This is a genomic window from Paenibacillus sp. ov031, assembly GCF_900143165.1.
Classification (GTDB): domain Bacteria; phylum Bacillota; class Bacilli; order Paenibacillales; family Paenibacillaceae; genus Paenibacillus; species Paenibacillus marchantiae.
Genome location: NZ_FRDO01000003.1, coordinates 733,626 through 749,695 on the forward strand (window position 1 = coordinate 733,626; position 16,070 = coordinate 749,695).

The 16,070-nt window shown below is 48.5% G+C and carries 19 protein-coding genes; all 19 read right to left on the reverse strand.

Annotated features, from left to right (window positions below):
• Positions 1-9: 9 nt before the first annotated feature.
• Positions 10-468 carry a phage tail tube protein gene (locus BUA17_RS17240; RefSeq protein ID WP_017690162.1) on the reverse strand — a complete coding sequence of 153 codons (459 nt, stop codon included), beginning with the start codon at positions 466-468 and terminating at the stop codon, positions 10-12.
• Between the two features lies 1 nt (position 469).
• On the reverse strand, positions 470-1,786 hold the full coding sequence (locus BUA17_RS17245; protein WP_072734378.1) for a phage tail sheath family protein: 1,317 nt from the start codon (positions 1,784-1,786) through the stop codon (positions 470-472).
• Entirely contained in the window at positions 1,786-1,995 is a 210-nt protein-coding gene (locus BUA17_RS17250; RefSeq protein ID WP_072734379.1) for a YqzN/YkzM domain-containing protein, read from the reverse strand. Before BUA17_RS17250 ends, BUA17_RS17245 begins: the two co-directional genes overlap by 1 nt.
• Positions 1,996-2,043: 48 nt before the next feature.
• Positions 2,044-2,475, reverse strand: a complete 432-nt coding sequence (locus tag BUA17_RS17255) for a phage tail terminator family protein (protein ID WP_072734380.1) — start codon at positions 2,473-2,475, stop codon at positions 2,044-2,046.
• A 119-nt stretch (positions 2,476-2,594) separates the two neighbouring features.
• Positions 2,595-3,803, reverse strand: a complete 1,209-nt coding sequence (locus tag BUA17_RS17260; protein ID WP_072734381.1) for a tail fiber protein — start codon at positions 3,801-3,803, stop codon at positions 2,595-2,597.
• Positions 3,803-4,393 carry a YmfQ family protein gene (locus tag BUA17_RS17265; protein WP_072734382.1) on the reverse strand — a complete coding sequence of 197 codons (591 nt, stop codon included), beginning with the start codon at positions 4,391-4,393 and terminating at the stop codon, positions 3,803-3,805. Before BUA17_RS17265 ends, BUA17_RS17260 begins: the two co-directional genes overlap by 1 nt.
• A gap of 215 nt (positions 4,394-4,608) precedes the next feature.
• Positions 4,609-5,748, reverse strand: coding sequence for a baseplate J/gp47 family protein (locus tag BUA17_RS17270; protein WP_072734383.1), 1,140 nt, complete (start codon positions 5,746-5,748; stop codon positions 4,609-4,611).
• Between the two features lie 4 nt (positions 5,749-5,752).
• Positions 5,753-6,208, reverse strand: a complete 456-nt coding sequence (locus BUA17_RS17275) for a DUF2634 domain-containing protein (RefSeq protein WP_072734384.1) — start codon at positions 6,206-6,208, stop codon at positions 5,753-5,755.
• Positions 6,201-6,611, reverse strand: coding sequence for a hypothetical protein (locus tag BUA17_RS17280; protein WP_072734385.1), 411 nt, complete (start codon positions 6,609-6,611; stop codon positions 6,201-6,203). Before BUA17_RS17280 ends, BUA17_RS17275 begins: the two co-directional genes overlap by 8 nt.
• Positions 6,604-7,590 carry an XkdQ/YqbQ family protein gene (locus tag BUA17_RS17285; protein WP_072734386.1) on the reverse strand — a complete coding sequence of 329 codons (987 nt, stop codon included), beginning with the start codon at positions 7,588-7,590 and terminating at the stop codon, positions 6,604-6,606. Before BUA17_RS17285 ends, BUA17_RS17280 begins: the two co-directional genes overlap by 8 nt.
• On the reverse strand, positions 7,587-8,216 hold the full coding sequence (locus BUA17_RS17290; protein ID WP_072734457.1) for a LysM peptidoglycan-binding domain-containing protein: 630 nt from the start codon (positions 8,214-8,216) through the stop codon (positions 7,587-7,589). The genes BUA17_RS17285 and BUA17_RS17290 overlap by 4 nt, the downstream gene beginning before the upstream one ends.
• A 54-nt stretch (positions 8,217-8,270) precedes the next feature.
• Complete coding sequence (locus BUA17_RS17295) at positions 8,271-9,941, reverse strand: hypothetical protein (RefSeq protein ID WP_072734387.1); 1,671 nt, start codon at positions 9,939-9,941, stop codon at positions 8,271-8,273.
• A 183-nt stretch (positions 9,942-10,124) separates the two neighbouring features.
• A complete protein-coding gene (locus BUA17_RS17300) occupies positions 10,125-10,559 on the reverse strand; it encodes a phage tail assembly chaperone (RefSeq protein ID WP_072734388.1) in 435 nt (144 codons plus the stop codon).
• A gap of 183 nt (positions 10,560-10,742) precedes the next feature.
• Complete coding sequence (locus tag BUA17_RS17305; RefSeq protein WP_064640174.1) at positions 10,743-11,150, reverse strand: phage tail tube protein; 408 nt, start codon at positions 11,148-11,150, stop codon at positions 10,743-10,745.
• A 173-nt stretch (positions 11,151-11,323) separates the two neighbouring features.
• Positions 11,324-12,787 (reverse strand): phage tail sheath family protein, encoded by a 1,464-nt coding sequence (locus tag BUA17_RS17310; RefSeq protein ID WP_072734389.1) that lies wholly within the window; start codon positions 12,785-12,787, stop codon positions 11,324-11,326.
• Positions 12,787-12,987 carry a YqzN/YkzM domain-containing protein gene (locus tag BUA17_RS17315; protein WP_083584750.1) on the reverse strand — a complete coding sequence of 67 codons (201 nt, stop codon included), beginning with the start codon at positions 12,985-12,987 and terminating at the stop codon, positions 12,787-12,789. The genes BUA17_RS17310 and BUA17_RS17315 overlap by 1 nt, the downstream gene beginning before the upstream one ends.
• Before the next feature lie 181 nt (positions 12,988-13,168).
• Positions 13,169-14,074 carry a hypothetical protein gene (locus tag BUA17_RS17320; RefSeq protein ID WP_139295679.1) on the reverse strand — a complete coding sequence of 302 codons (906 nt, stop codon included), beginning with the start codon at positions 14,072-14,074 and terminating at the stop codon, positions 13,169-13,171.
• 342 nt (positions 14,075-14,416) lie between these two features.
• On the reverse strand, positions 14,417-14,776 hold the full coding sequence (locus BUA17_RS17325) for a hypothetical protein (protein WP_063564552.1): 360 nt from the start codon (positions 14,774-14,776) through the stop codon (positions 14,417-14,419).
• A gap of 54 nt (positions 14,777-14,830) precedes the next feature.
• Positions 14,831-15,934, reverse strand: a complete 1,104-nt coding sequence (locus BUA17_RS17330) for a matrixin family metalloprotease (RefSeq protein ID WP_063564553.1) — start codon at positions 15,932-15,934, stop codon at positions 14,831-14,833.
• Positions 15,935-16,070: the final 136 nt, after the last annotated feature.

The following is a 16,070-nucleotide window of genomic DNA, read 5'->3' on the forward strand; positions in this document are numbered from 1 at the left end:
ACTTCTATATTACTTCGGCAGATTAAACGATACAGGCATATCCACATCTTCAAAAGTAAAGCTCACTTCTTCCTCCAACGCCTCGGCCTCGGTATCCAGGGATGCCATGATCACACTGTCAAGATTGACGCCTTTGAGGGTCACGGTCTGTTTGCCAATGGTAGACGAAGGATCTTCGTTGGTCACTTCAATGTCGAAGTAAGTGTCGACACCATTTTGCATGTACTGAAGCATCAGCTCGCGGAAACGGGAAGTGGTATAAAAGATCGTCATAGAACCTGAGCCAGACCAACCAGTTGCTTTGTGCTGTACACCGCGTCGTCCGAGGGTTTTGACCTCTGCTTTTTGCTTTTCCACGGTTGCTTCAAGTGTCTTCACATAGAACATTTCTTCCGTCTGTCCGTTAATCGTTGCGTATGCGCGGCCTTCCTGGCCGGAGATTGTATCGCTTGCTTTCAAAAATGCCATCTTAAACCACCTTCACTTTCATGTATACTTTTTCAACGGAATCTACAGGTTGGACCTGAATCTCGATCAGAATGCTGTCGGTTTCATTGCCAGGAGCAACAGTGATATCAGTTTTCGAATCAAAATTCTGAATCGCCCCAATATCCTGAAGCTGCTTGAGGTAAGTAACACATTGGGAACGGAACAGGCTGCGCCCATCTTCGTTGTTGTTCACTTTGCCGATGTAATAGGACTCGAAAATCCGTTTCATATCGTTAGCGATACCATCGAGAACACGGACAACACGGTTTTTGGCAAAATGACGTGCCTTATCCGGTGTCACCGAACGGAATGTATTCACATCCTGCTCTACCACCGCACGGTTGCTACTCGCCTTAAACACAAACTCGCCATTACGCAATGCTGCTTCTGTCTCGGTATGTGTCAATCTGCCATTCACATCCACGGCATCGTCATAGGCGCGGAAGGTCAGAGATTCATTCAGGTTAGCTCCCGCTGTTGCACCGGCAGTCCATGCTACGGTTTGTTTTGGCGTAAGAACGGTACCGTCTGCGAGCACAACACCATTTTTAACGCTAATCACGCCTGCATGATCCGCAGCGGGGTAATCCGACAGCACCAGTTGTACCTTCTTGCCTTCGGTGTCGCGCAAACGCTTGATGTAGGCCGTGTATACAGATTTCAACGTAGCATCGTCTGTGATCAAACCGACTGTATTAAAATCCAATACCTCCAACTTAGTCAGGAAATCCGCATGCTCTTGGTTGGTTACTGTACCATCCAGTCCTCCTGTTAGTGGAAGTGACGCTGTAGCTGTGAGTACACCTTCACCAGTAAATGTGACATATGCGTTGGATTCCAAAGCTTCGATGATGGATGCCGTTTGTTTGTCCACTTCTTTACCCTCAAGCAAAGTGGAGACATCCAATTGTTCCGGTTCATTGATATTGGTGGAGATTACAACTGCCAGATCATTACCACGCACACCACCGTGTCGGGCTGTCACTGTCAGTTTGTCCAAGGTTGCCTTGGCTTTGGTCCCTGCATTGAGTCGGTAAAGAAGCAAGGTCTGCGCCCGTTTCAATGCCTCGCGGATCAGCAGCATTTGCGGTGCTGTCCAGTCATAGCCCAATTTGGCATGTACATCTTCACCTGCCTGTACGGTCAGGATTGTGCCTGCTTGTCCCCAGGACAATGGAAGTGCCAAAGCCACTGTTCCCCGCTCCCCTACCGTACCAGGCAACGAGCCCTCTGATGCAAAATTCATATATACGCCGGGGCGTACCTTGTTTTGTGTCGTCCATGTTCCTCCAGCCATTATTGTGCCTCCCCATTCATAAATTGTTGGATGTGTTCCTGTGCTTCTTCCATTGTGTACGTTTCTTGTTCCAGCAGCACGGCTACCAAAATTTCTTTCTCTATCCGGCTGAGCTGCCAGGATTCAGAGAACTGTGCTTTGCTATATTTCTGGTTGTTTTTCTGTTGAGTTTCCTGCTTTTTAGGGTCCGGTTCCTTTTTCGTAAACATTGCCAATGCGCCTCCTATTCCTTTCATGTAGATCCCCTCATTTGATTATTATTCGTTCGCAGCTTTAAGTGTGGTAGGGCGCTGTTCCAGTTGTTGCATGGTAGAGGTGGACTCCGACACTTTGGTCGTTCGCATAGTATAGTACACCAGCATTCGAGGCGTATTGTTCTCCGTCTCCCAGCGCAGTTCCGTTGCTCGATAGGTTACGCCTTCTACGTCGATGGTTTCCAATGCTTCGAACAGTTCGTCCGGTAAAGTTGCCGGGATATGGTCTGTTTCGAGCCAGCGGATTTCAAAGACGTGAAATTGCACAAAGCGATCGCTACGTTCCCGGGTAAGTTGAGCGGATAGCAGGCGGTAGGTAATGCCTTGACTGTCCGGAGTTGAGCTGGTGTTGCCCGTTGAAGGGCGGATTTGGGTGTTGGGAAAGTGCTGTGTGAGTGTGTTAGCGATGGCAGTGGTTAGTTCGTTTGAAGTCATGGTTCACCTCCTTTTATTGATTAGAGTTGATCTTGATTAAGATTAATTAAGAGCAGTATGAATGTAATAATCCCTTTCCACTGAGTTGTACGTCTCAAGATTAAACTTGAAGTATTTCTTTAAAGTGACACTATATTAGTATTACTTGCGTAGTAATGAACTCCAGTGCCTGTTCCTCCTGCCCAAGAACTCTCAGTTATATTGGATTTCGTGATGTACAGTGCGAGTTCTAACTCACCATTGAAGTCGAAGCTTGCAGGAACATTAATTGTAGCGTAGGGTTTGTTTCTAGTTGAGTAGGTATTTCGGTTGTTGTAAGATACATAATTAGTAGAACCACTTAAACCAACACTCTTTTTCGTTGAGTCCACAAATAAACTAGTTAATGTTGAGCCTATCTCAAAATTGTACCAGTTGTAGTTATCATTGTTTATACTCCCCCCAGCTATGCCTACAAGAGCGAGCCTGTTACCATTAATATCAACCAGATACAAATTCATGCTCGCTGCATATTGTTCATGTCTCACTGGAGTGTATAAATTTCCAAAACTGATTGTACCTGTGTTCATCGTGATCAGTTTTGTTCCAGCTGAAAATTTCGCAAATGAACTCCATTTTGTTCCGTCATGAGATGCGCCTATCACAAAATCGTTAAGATTGTTCGTGATATTTAAGTTTTGGTATCGTCCTTGTTGGATCTTCTCCACGTTACTCGCGATCGTTGCAAATTGGGCATCTGCCGCTGTTGGTACTCCCTTGCCAGTAATCGCAGCGGCAATTGATGCTTTACCGTTACTGACAGATTGCTTTAAATCAGAAAGTGCTGTCACTCCGTTCTTATCTCTGAATAACAATTCTCCTCCGTATTCGTTTGCAATTGTAAAGTCCTTCCCCCCGGGAGTACCAAATCCGATGTATCCCTTTCTACCTGAGTCCTGGCCTTCTGGCAAGAAACCTTGATAAACATGAGTTGAACCCACGAGGTGTAATACTCCTGCGTCGCTAACTATAGAACCTCCAGACCTTGGCAGGCTTGCATTCTTCGCATTCGTCTCAGCCGTCACACTCGCATCCCTAACTGCTTTCTCCGTCGCTGCCACCGTCTCAGACGTGCCATCCGTCTTACTCGACAACTGTACCTTCCCTTTCTGCGTCAAAGACGCATCCGGAATATCCATCTGACTCACCGCTTCACGGAGCGTATCCAAATCCGCTTGCGTTGCAACCCCTGCATCAATCTTTTCAAAAATCCCGTTAATACTCTCCCGGGTTACATTTTCGTTCCCCAAGGGAAGAGGTAACTTCAATCGATCGGTTTCTTGTGGCATTACGCCCACACCTCCAGTTCATTCCACGTCAAGGACGCGGCGTCCAGTTCATCCCATGTTTTCTGCTTCTTGTCCAGATCGTCCCAGACCAGATAACGATACTCATATTCCACGGCCATGTGGGCCGGTTTCAATTCATCAATTGCGCGTTTGAGATCGTCAATATTGGGCGGAATGCCCATCGTGTCCACAAAGCTCACCCTAAAGCTCCACGCTTCCGGTTGAAACGTTACATCCACCTTACCTCCAGCGTATGCCTCAGCCACATTTGCAACCAATCTGCCCGAAAACTTCCCGGCACCCCGCAGCTTGGACTCCACCACGGCACGCCGCTGCTCCATAGGTTTGAGACGATCCGTCTCAATGCCAAGCTCATTCTCCCATAAATCCAGTCCCCACGTCGCCGTACGGACAAAAAATTGATCCAATGTTTCATCCAGCGCCTGATACAGCATATCCATCTCGGTCCCTTTGGATTGCATATCGGACTGCATCACGCGGGAAGTCTCATAGTAACTCGGCAAATACGAGAACAGTTCCCGCCCTTTTTCACTCGTCAGTCCAACATCTACAGCAGAAGGTGCACTCATTACCTGCATCCTCCTTTCCTTTCAGATCAACGTAAACAGCTTCGCTTAAATGCTGCTGCGTTCCCAAACGGCGTTCTGCACGATACAAAAGCCCTTTTTGCCCGCCTTTTTCTTCACTTCCACCTAAGTCGGGAGCAGCACAACTAGAACATCCACCTTGTCGTACATTGCCTCTATCCCCACATCCGCACTTCGCTTTCACCATCTTCACTGCGCTACTCATGCACATCCACCGTCCCCAGCACCGCCACCTGACTCGCCGTCATCTCAATATTCTGATCGCTCACACCATTCACGGTCAGCTCCGAATAGTCGATAATCGGCGGAATGTCCAGCAGGATCGCGGCAATCCGGGTGTAGCGTACAAGTGGATCGGCAAATGCCAACTGCTTCAGATACGCAGTCACCCCGCGTTCGATCAATGCCCGCACATCAGCGAGTGTCGCATCACTTGCCAGCGTCAGCTTCACCTGAATGTTCATCGGCACTTCCTCTGCCGGCATGACAGTCACCACGGGGCCAGCTGGTGCAACGCCTTCACCCTGTCCATCCTGCGTTGGGTCAACGTACTTCTGTACCGCCGCCACCAGATCGGTTCCCGCGGCACGTTTGTCCGTATCCAGCAAATACAATCCCACCGTGCCCGGGCCTTTCCATAGCGGTATTACACGAGTTGCACCAACACCTGGCACCTCACTGGCCCATTGCACATATTGCGATTTGTTGCCGCTTGTCCCTTGGTTGCGGACTTTGGCATAAAAGCGTTCCAACAGTGCCGTATCTGCCTCAATATCCGCACCGCCTTTAATCACCTCAACATTAGTTACAGACGTAACGCCACTCACTGGTGTGGACAGCACAGTTACCGTGCCCGCAGGCACATTACTTTCTTTTCCAGCAACGAGCGCCCGCACACCAAGACTACCCAGACCATCTTCTCCCAGCTCCACACGACCAACGGTTTCATATTCAAGCGAAGCCTCACCGGAGATTTCATCTGCCAAAGTAGCCACAACTGTACCCGCAGGAATCACCTTGCCCGGCGTACCCACGAATTGAACCGTACCTTGTGCCGCCACCGCAGTCCGCCGCGTAAGGCCATGTTCTCCCGCCCGCAGATCCAGCTCTTCCGAACGGAAATTCGGATCACTGCTCGCGGCGGTACTCACAAATCCACGTCGAAGCAATTCCTGCGCCCACAAAGCCGCTTCAGACAGCATAAACGCAACCGGAGCCTCCGCATCCCACAAAAACGAACCCTCCGACTTGTCCAGATCCGCGGGCAGACGATCCAGCATGCGCTGCATAATCTGTTCCTCCGTCTGGTCCTCCAAATAACGCGGAATCTCAGCCATCCCGTCAGATCACCTCACTTTCCAGAATAAACATCTCTTCGTGCACACTCGCCACCCGACACGAGAACATGCACTGCTCCCGATTCCAATCAAACGTAAACTGGTCCACCGAATCCGTGCGTGGATCAGCAAGCAGCGTCTCCGTAACCATCCGGGTGATCTCACTTTCCATTACTCCCCGGCTGTCCCCCTGACCCACCAACTCATCCAGCTCCGATCCATAGTTTCGGGAGTAGATCACATGTCTGTACCGTGGCGTTTTCACGGCCTTGATGCACCATTGCACCCAGGCTTCATGCGCACCCGCCGCAGCAACTTTGCCACTTGGGGTCAGCACAAAATCCCCCGCATCGTAATCGAATCGCCAGCTCCGTCCAAACCGCACCTCTTCCGAAGCCGCCCCCGACAGATCTTCCTCGTCTCCCCATACCAAACCTGTTTCAGGGAACAAACTAGGCATTCCCACTCACCACCTTACACAGCACCACAATGTCGTTACCGCCATTCACCCGCATCGCCAGTACGCGATCTCCCGCTTTTAATCCTTTACCAAGAGACCACACCGCTTCTTCCACTTCCCCTTTTTGCAAAAGAAACCGTCCCGTGCCCGTCGTTCCGCCGTTTGCCACGTCAGATATACCGGAAATCGCGCCGGCAGCCTCGCGCGCCGGCAGTCCAAGCGTGCCCGGCAGCTCGGCCACGAGATAATCCTGCACTTCGTGCTTGAAATCATCCAGCTTCACGCCGGATGAGGTCATCGTGCCCAATACCGCGCCCAGCCCGCTCACAGCCTGACGAGAATGTGTGCTCATCGCACCCCGCATGACCTCGGCAAAATGCCCGTACGGATCATCTTTATTCAAGGTAAACCCTCCTTTTCACCATCTCGACCGTGCCCAGCTCCAACGTCATCGTTCCAGGTCCAGCGGACAGATCACGGCTAACCGACATGACGATCAGTTTCAGCCCTTTAAGCAGCACCGCGTCTCCCGCACGAATCGTATTCACATCTGGTGCAGATACGGTAAAGGTCTCCTGAATACCCGTCAGGCGGCTTTTCGCTAGCTTCTTAGCAGCAGTCGCCGTTTTCACCTGATCGTCTTCGATCAGCTTTTGCAGCGTACCCAGTTCGGCTACACCATCCTGCTCAATCGCGAGCACTTTGGATGGAACCTCTTTGCCGCTGCTGGACTCCGAGGCCGCCATCACTTTAACTTTGGTGACCGCACCTTCGAGCGTACGCATCTGAGTCAGATCGATCAGTCGATCCAGCTCGTGCACTTTCGCATTGCTGCCCACCTTAAACAGCTGCAACCCGCCCGGCGTCATCCGCGGATGATACATATCCCCACCGGATTTCACCGTTTCCTTCAGATCGGCAAACATCATCGAAAAAATCGTCTGCGACCGATACACCGCTTTGCTCAGCTTCGTTTTGGTATCCGGCAGCGCGGCGTATGGAATTTTCCATTCCTTGGCGTACGTTTTGAGTCGCTGCGTGGCAGTCTGGTCTTTGGGCAGTAGGAACTCATCCTCCGATTTTTCCAGATAAATCATCCGGTCGTAGACGGTCAGGGACAGTCGCTTGGTGCCGCTGTTTGAGCTTTCCACTTCCCAGATGACCGCAGGGTGCAGCAAGTGAACCATTGATTTTTCGCCAAAAGGAATCCCGCTGATCCGCACCGCCATACCCGGTGATATCGCAGGCAGACCTGAAGACGCAGACACCGCCAGCCGGATGTTAGCCTGATAGGCAATCTGGTCGAGCGAGTCCTTCAACGTAATCGTCTCCACCAGCTTGGTGATGTCATATTTGTCGTCGACAATGACCTTGTAGGTCATGGCATCACCAGCTTTTGTCCCGGCTTGATCCGGTTGGGATCACTGCCGATGGTCTTCACATTGAGCTTGTAAATCTCGTTCCATTTGGAACTGCTGCCCAGCTCAAGCTTGGCTATTTTGGACAGGGAATCGCCAGATTTGACGGTGTAGGTCTTGCTGCTCGTTTTCAGATCCGAACGGGAACCAGACTTGCTCGCAGATGTAGCCGCGCCAACCTTCTCCACTTTGGAATCCCGCCACGTACGCAGCGTAATGTCAAAGTAAATATCCCCGCTCTCACCGCCTCGGAAGGTGGTATTGTGGGAGATCAGATACACGGGCACGTTCACCCCCGTGTTGGTAATGATGAAACGCAGCGGCTTTTTCGATACCAGAAACGTATTCAGCATATTCATTGCTACACGCGGATCAGGCAAAGGCTCGTACATGCAATAGGACGCATCATATTCTTTGGGAAAAAAAGAAGAGAAGGTGATCTCCTTCACCTTCTCCCCCTGCGCAAAATCAAACTCGCCATACTCCAGCATATTAATCGTCTCATACCCTTTGGATCGGGAGATTGTCAGTTCTTCCGGTTTCACCGGGAATTGAAACTTCGTTTTCCCATCGATCAGGGTAAATTCCATTTTGACACCTTCCACGTTATCTTTAAAAACAGTCATGACAGGCCTCCTTTCTGCTTAGGCCATAATAGTTTTGCGATTCTCCATCGCACGGCGCACTTCACCTGCAAATCTCATTCCAACCTGATGTGAAATCGCATCGTAGTCGATGGCGTTCTCCCGGACAGTCACCTGCACTGCACCTTGTGGTACGTTTACGGATATCTGGTTGGTCGTCTCGGTTTTGAAATCCTTGAGGTAAGCGGACAGACTGCTCATCTGATCTTCGGATATTTGTACCGTCATCGTGGATGATTTGCCGTTGGCATTTCCAGCAGTTTGCGCTCCGTTACCTAGACCCATGGCTTGGGACTGCATCACGCTTGTTCCCATAAAACCAGCAGATGTAGACTGGCCGACCTTACTGTTCATATAAGCTGCTGGACCCGTCATTGTCAGTGCCGGTGGAATATAGGCAGGTGGCATCTGCGGACCTGTTGCTACTTGCGACGTTGAAACCACCATTGCTGCTGGGGATACGGGGACAGTGGATACGGGTACGACAGGCTTCTCTTCCTCTTTCTTGGAACCAAAACCGAAGAAACTGGATATGCCATTGAACATATCCTTTGATTTCTCCATAACAATATTCGTTCCCTGCACAGCAAGATTCGCCATTTTCGAAATACCCTCTGCATGGTTATTGATAAATCCACCTACCTTATCGCCAACCCAGCCACCTGCTTTCTCACCAAGCCAACCACCTAATGCACCTCCTGCAAAGGTTCCACCCACCGGAATTACACTGCCAAGGATGCTGCCAAGAGTTGTTCCTACTGCACTACCAGCAACAGAACCTAATGCACGCACTCGTTCCTCTGGAGGGGCGCTCGCAAGATCTTTAATATTGCTAAGCATACGAATCGGTGCAAATAACTTGCCTGCGCCCTTGGCTAACCCTCCACCCAGTTTACTCATTATTCCAGAGGCTCCACTACCTCCTGCTCCTCCACCACCAAATAGTCCTTTGACATCTCCCCACATTCCATCAATACCACCGATTAAATCCGATCCTGCGGACGAGAAATCATTGACAAAAGTGGCTCCGCGTTTCGTAACCTTCATCAATTTCTTTAACTTATTTCCTGGAGTGGATGGCCTTTTTATTTCTCTCAACAGCTTTTTCCCACTACTCCTGGCAGCGAATCCTTTCTGTACGCCAGAAGAAATCGATTTGCCTCGATCAAACATGCCCTTCATCTTTTGCAAAAAGGTTTTAGGTTTTTCTTCGGCTCCTGCTGCTCCCCCAATATTAATGGAATCCAGCTTGGTGCTCAGCATATTAATTGACTGCGTATTCATACTCAAAGCATCTATTAATGGCTGTGAATTCACATTAACGGACACACCTGAAATTTGGTGACTCACTTTGAGCTGCACATTAGCTGTAGCATTCAACATCTTAGATCGGATTTGCTTCATTTTTTTCAACAAACCATTTAATGCTGGAGTAGCACGGTCAGCCAAATCAACCGTTGGCGTGATCCGCAATCTACTCAATCGCACAGCCGTACTATAAATGCTCTCCAGCCTACGCCCTGTTGTTCTCAGCTCATTGTTCACTTTAATCAGACTCTGATAGCGAACTCTGCCCAGACGTTCCGTTGAGCGCTGGATCTGATCCAGATATCGGATGGTCGTTCGCATTTCCGCATTGGATTTGGATAAACCCACAATCATTTCTGCCATTTCTTTCACCCCCTGTCCGATCTAATCATCGATTCATTTGCGAGGTGATCGCTGCCATTTCCTCTTCTGAGAAAGCAATCAACAGCGAACGCTCCCCGCGTGGCAAAGACCAGAATTCTCCGGGCCGTAGATGATGACGAACCCACATGTGATATAAGAACGTAGTCATCCCGCCGGAGTGAATCAGTTTTTTAGGTCTTCAATCTCCACACCGAAGCCGGAAAGTTCCAGCACCTTGTCGCCAACGGCATCCAACTCACCCGCGAGCAACATGCGGCGAACCGCTTGTTCCCCACCGGACAGCTTCATGCGTCCGGTAATACGGTTATCTCCCCAACCGGACAATTCCAGGCTGCGAACATTCATTTTTACCGTTGCTTCGGAAATCAGTAGCGCGTTAAATGTTTCGGTATCCACCTTTTCCTCGGTGCGGCCTTTGACCGTTTTGCGAATCGTACAGCGTTCTCGGATCTGATCCACTTTGGAGGACGTCAATCCACGCAGGGTCAGCAACAGATCCAAACGTTGAATGCGTACATTCTCTTCCGGCAAACGTTCTGCTGCTTCAAACAGCTGATCCAAAATTTGTTCTTCAGACATATTCTCGTTCATACTCATGGGGTGCGATCTCCTTCTCATTTCACAATTGGGTTAATACATCTCCACATCCAGGGACAACAAAGAGACCGAGAATTTCTCGGCCTGCCTGTGTATCCCACTTCTGTTAAGTCTCGTTGCCCGTATGCCTGATTAGACAAGCTTCGTTACGAGGTCTTTCCGAAGTTCAAAGTCGTCCCATCCTTAATTCGCTACAATCGGATTCAACAGTTCGAACCCTTCAAATGTAAAACTTGTTTCCTCCGGTACTTCCTCACCCGCAGTCCAGTTGGCAAGCTGGATTTTGTCCACCATGCAACCTTTCAGCAAAACACTCTCATGACCGTATGATTCTGGATCGTCCACCTTCGAGATAATTTGGAACTTGGTGAAGCCGCGCTGGATCATGTCCGAAGTGACTTTGTAACCCGTCATCGTGCCTGTTCCTTTTTTCGCACCATTCTTGTGTACTTTCCAATCGTTGCCGACCAGATTCAGTTCACGCTTCTCGATTTCTACGCTGGCCTCCAGCTTATTAATATTCGTCTGCCACACACCATCGATATGCAGCTGACCATGGGTACCGAGAATTACTCTTGACGCATCCAACATGACAATTCCTCCTTGGAATGGTTGGCTGATCATTGTTACACGGTATAACTCCGCGGGCAGAATAATCTTCCGATCGCTGTTATCCCCAGATTTTTTCTGCCTTCTCCGTTATCGTGTAAAACACCAGCTCAAATAATTTTAATCAATTTAATAACCGATCTTCTCTACACTACTTATTGCACGTAAAACGTTCCAAACAACTGCTCCATCACATCCGTCAGCTTCACGTTCCATTGCAGGAATACCTGATCCGCCTCCGGCTTGAGAATGGGTGCAGCACCATAATACGCCGGGTCAAGAACGACATCGTATCCCTCAGCTTCAATGACATTGCTCTGTGCGAGCAGCGCCAGATAGGCTTTCATCGCACCGATCAGCGCCTGACGGCCCTCTTCCGTATTGTTCACTTTGCCGATATACGTATCTTCAGCAGAGCGCTGCAAATCCGTATTAATTGCATCCATGACACGAATGGAACGGATTTTTTTCCAGGCATTATTCTGTCCTGCAGCAGGGGTCACGAGTGTATTCACTCCGCGAAGCGCCTTCACCTGACGTCCATCATGGAAGAAAATAAATACGCCATTCTGTACCGCCTGCTCCTGTTCTGCACGAGTCCAGCGACGAGTCACGTCATCGAACGGAGAAGGAGCGTATGTTGTGGATTCATTCAGACGTTGTCCGGCAATCAGACCCGCAACATAAGCAGACGTTTCCGCCGAGCTGTAGAACGCATCTCCCAGACGCACACCCGTACCAACATTAATCACACCCTCATGATTCAACGTAAGTGAACGTGCTGCTGCCTTCTGTGCTGCAGTCGTAGAGGTGTCGTCTGCCGTAGTACCACCGAGTACAGCCATCACGGGTTTACCCTCATTGCGTACACGTTTCACCCAAGCTGCAAAACTCGCCAGCAAAGGTGCATCCGCCGCATGATCCAGTGCCAAAACGTCAAATTGCTCTCCTTCCAGCGCGCCCTGCACGGCGATATACTCCGCATTGGTCAGTCCATCGTTGCCACTTGCACCACCTTTAAAAGCCGCTCCCGCAACGGTTGCAACAACACCTGTACCATCGCCAATCGCCTGAGCGTTAATCCAAATGTTGCTTTCATCCGCGTTGATCTCTTTCGCCAGTGACGCTGCCGAAATATCCGCAGTCAGCAGTGCATATAGCATCCGGTTGCCTTCAAACAAGCGCACTTCATGCTTCGTATTATCAATTACACCCGGTTGAATGGTGACGTAGAACCCGTTACCCCGGTCACCCGGATACTTGGCGTCCAGTTGCAGAACGGCTGTATCACTGCTGTCTTTCAGCGTAAGCGTGGCTGCTTTCGCCGTCTCTCCGGCTACCCGATAAGCGAGCAGCTTTTTCGGTCCACCCAACAGAGCGAGCTTCAAGGATGTATAAGCTGTTCCGTTATCCAAGGCATGTGCCGAGAAAATACGCTCAATTGCAGCTTCACTGCCAACTTCTACAAAAGTACCCACCGGACCCCAGTTTGCCTTGATCGGCACAACCACCGTTCCCCGATTACCAGCCTGAATGGCCGAAGACGCTGCCGCCTGAAAATTCATATATAAGCCCGGAAGTACCGGACGATTCGTTTGCTCCCAAGTTCCGCCTGCCATTATCCCTTCACCTTCGCTTTCATAAATTGGTTGATGCGTTCCTTCGCTTCCTCAATGGAAAACGTTTCTTGCGCCGCTTCGTACAGCGCACCATACAGCACCTCTGCCTTAACGGCAAAGAGGGCTTCGGCATGATTCATCAGCTCGCCCCGCGTATATTGCGGGGCGGCCTGTTTGTTTTTTTTCGCTGAGCTTGCCATAACCATCTCACCTCATTGTTTGACTACTGAATTCGTTGAACCTGATCTTTGAACTATAATTTTGACCTATGAATTTTTGTCCCTATGAATCTACGAACCTATGAATTTATAAATTTGAAGCTAACGTATGATATTGAATTTCTCATCTGGAACCCCATTTAGAGTCCCTCTCGACTAGCACTTACTCTATCCCTTTGCTATGGTGAATCTCGCGGATCAATGGAACATCCGTACCCGGACGGCGAATACGCTGCTGCAGCGTCAGACGAATCTGTCCGTTCAAATAGGCGTCTGCCTGCAAGTCGGCAGAAACTTCATCCACCGTCACATATCGCGTACCGTCTGTATCCGTCAAAGCAATACGGGGCTGCACAGCCAGTTGTTCAACCAGATGTGTGACCGTTTGACCGACATCTGCTACATTTGCAGACAGCACGTGCCCAATCCATTGCTTACGAATCTCCAACGCAGAAGTCCCTGCGGTGGTTGTGCTGCATCCCGTCAATCGCCACAGGATGGACTTGGCCTTATAACCTCCTGGCCACACATCCCCATATACGGACCATTCCTGTCCGAGCTGGGTTCGTGTCCAGCCCTGAAGTGCAGCCATCCACGAATCTGTGGTTTCAGCCTGAGCGTATTCCACCGTTTCCGGAACATACACCCCGAATCGCAGGCTGCGCGTAACCAGTCCAGAACTGGCGTCCACACGATCGCAATCCGAGGAACCTAGAAAAATACAGGTAAATGCCCCGCCTTCTTCATCCTCTAGCCTGACCTGGTGCAGTCCTTCCATCAGCGCTGCTGACCATGCCTCCACTTGTTCAGCACCTCCATCTTCGGCGCGTGCATAGGGAGAGATTTTGATGACTCTCCTATATCCCGCCCAAGCAGACTTCGGTACTTCTTCTGCAAAAGCAATCACGGCACAGGGTCCGGCTAACACCTCTCCCGGTGCAGGAATATCCTGTACTCGGCCATTCCATGCCGGGACAAGAGCCTCCAGCTTCTGCTTCAGCGTTCGCCTGATGACGTTGCTCACTTGCCCTGTGCTGGCGGTGTTGTTTAACTCACTACTCATAGACACATTCATTTTGCCCCCTTCAGCTGCAAGTTTGAGATCTGCCCGCATTGTGCAGCAACAATGTTGCAGCAGCGAATTCCCCCTTTAACTCAGCCTCTGCGTATCTACCGGAGCCAAAGCGGGACACCATTCACCGCAACAAAAAGACCGGCCCCTTGTGGCCGGTCTGTACATTAGCGTATGTGCTTTCGGTGTGTGTCCTTTGCTATTGATCCGATAATACAATCTTACACCCTTTCATCCCTAGCGCGGATGGTGATTCGTACGACTTAGGTGCAATTAAGGGTGCATCCGGGGTGGAAAAAAGACGATCATTGGGTTGAAGTATAAGACGTCTTATTAACATTATTTTATTTCTTTGTATTTGGTATTATAGGCAATGAGGTATTTCTCTGTAGAGTCCTCAACAGCAATCATATCTTTACTGTTTTCGTTTTTGATTTTAAATAGTTTTGTACCTACATTGTAGGTGTTGGAACTAATAACGTTCCCATCACCGTGATCACTCTCATTGGTCGAGGATACCTCTATCTCACCTACTTGTTCAGCTAGTTCCTCCTCTGAGATGATGTCATTGCTTGTAATATAGACTTCTTCCTTTAGTTTTATCATTTTATCTGAAGCAAAACTTCCTGAGGAAGATGAACAACCAATCAAAAGTAAAATCAAAGAAACGACCGGTATAAATAAAAATTTTCTTTTCATATTACCTCCAGGAATAGATTAAGGCCCCCAATTGATGAGGCCTGGACTTGGCTATTAATTAATAGAAGCCGAAGCTTCATCAAGAGTAACTAAACGATTATCGTACAGGTTTTTAAACGAACTGTCACCCGTTTTAAGCGATTGTACACCCTGTTTAATAAAGATACTTTCATCCTCATTAATTGGAATGTATACATTATCATCGATCTTTTTTAGATACATCAATACTTCTGTACCTTCTTGGAGTTCGGTTGAATTTTCATGGTAAATAATAGACGTATCCGTTTCTCCGCCAATTTGGCGTAAAATAATTGTATCTCCTTTTGAACCTTCTCCTTTGATGACATTTTCTATAGCTACCTCTGATTGGTGAAATGCTTCTTCGGTTTCACCATCATTTTTTATGAGAGGACTAAGTTTGTTTTTAACAATCCCACTCACAATAAGATCAGCATCATATGCACGAGCTTCGAGTGTGCTATAGCCAATAGCCCAGGAATAATGATTTATTTTCAAATCTTTTTGTGTTATCTGAGCCTTTTGAAGAATATTTTCGGGAACATCTAGTACAGGTTCTTGATTCTGGGCTTTAGCAAAGTTATTGTCATAAAGAACATTAACGGTATTTATGTCCCATGAAGTTGGTGACTTGTTTGGACGCCCATCTACCAAAGTTCCAGAAGATTTACGTTCAAATGTATTTGGAGTCATAACTGTAGGATTACCATATGGAGCATGATCCAACCCAAGGGCATGTCCAAATTCATGAGTTGCGATACCCTCTACATTGTCTGTATTGTAATGACTTTGCGTTGTGTAGTATGTATTAACCCATGTTTTCATAGTGGAATAGTTACCAGTTATAATACTAAATGTCCATTCCGCAAGACCGTCCCAAGTAACGCCACTGTCAGATTTATTGCCCGCAGTAAATTTAGAATTCGTACCAGCTTTCAGAAAAACATCAGTAGATAGATTCCATTCATCTCTAGCATTTGTCCATATGTTTATGTAGAAATTATTAGAACCATTGTTTTGATAAGTTATATTTCTGCTTCCCCAAGAATAACCAGTTACTGGAGTCGCATAAGCTTGTATGTTACTAAACAATAATCCTCCTAAGCCGCATATTAATAACGCTTTCTTAATATATTTCATACAACCACCATCCCTTTGTTGGATTTTTTTTCCACAAAAAAACCATACCTTGAACATGTAAATATGTAAACGTAATCCAGAAAAATAGCACTTTTATACTGATTTTTTCGGATTGAAATTCAGTAGAAAAGTGCTA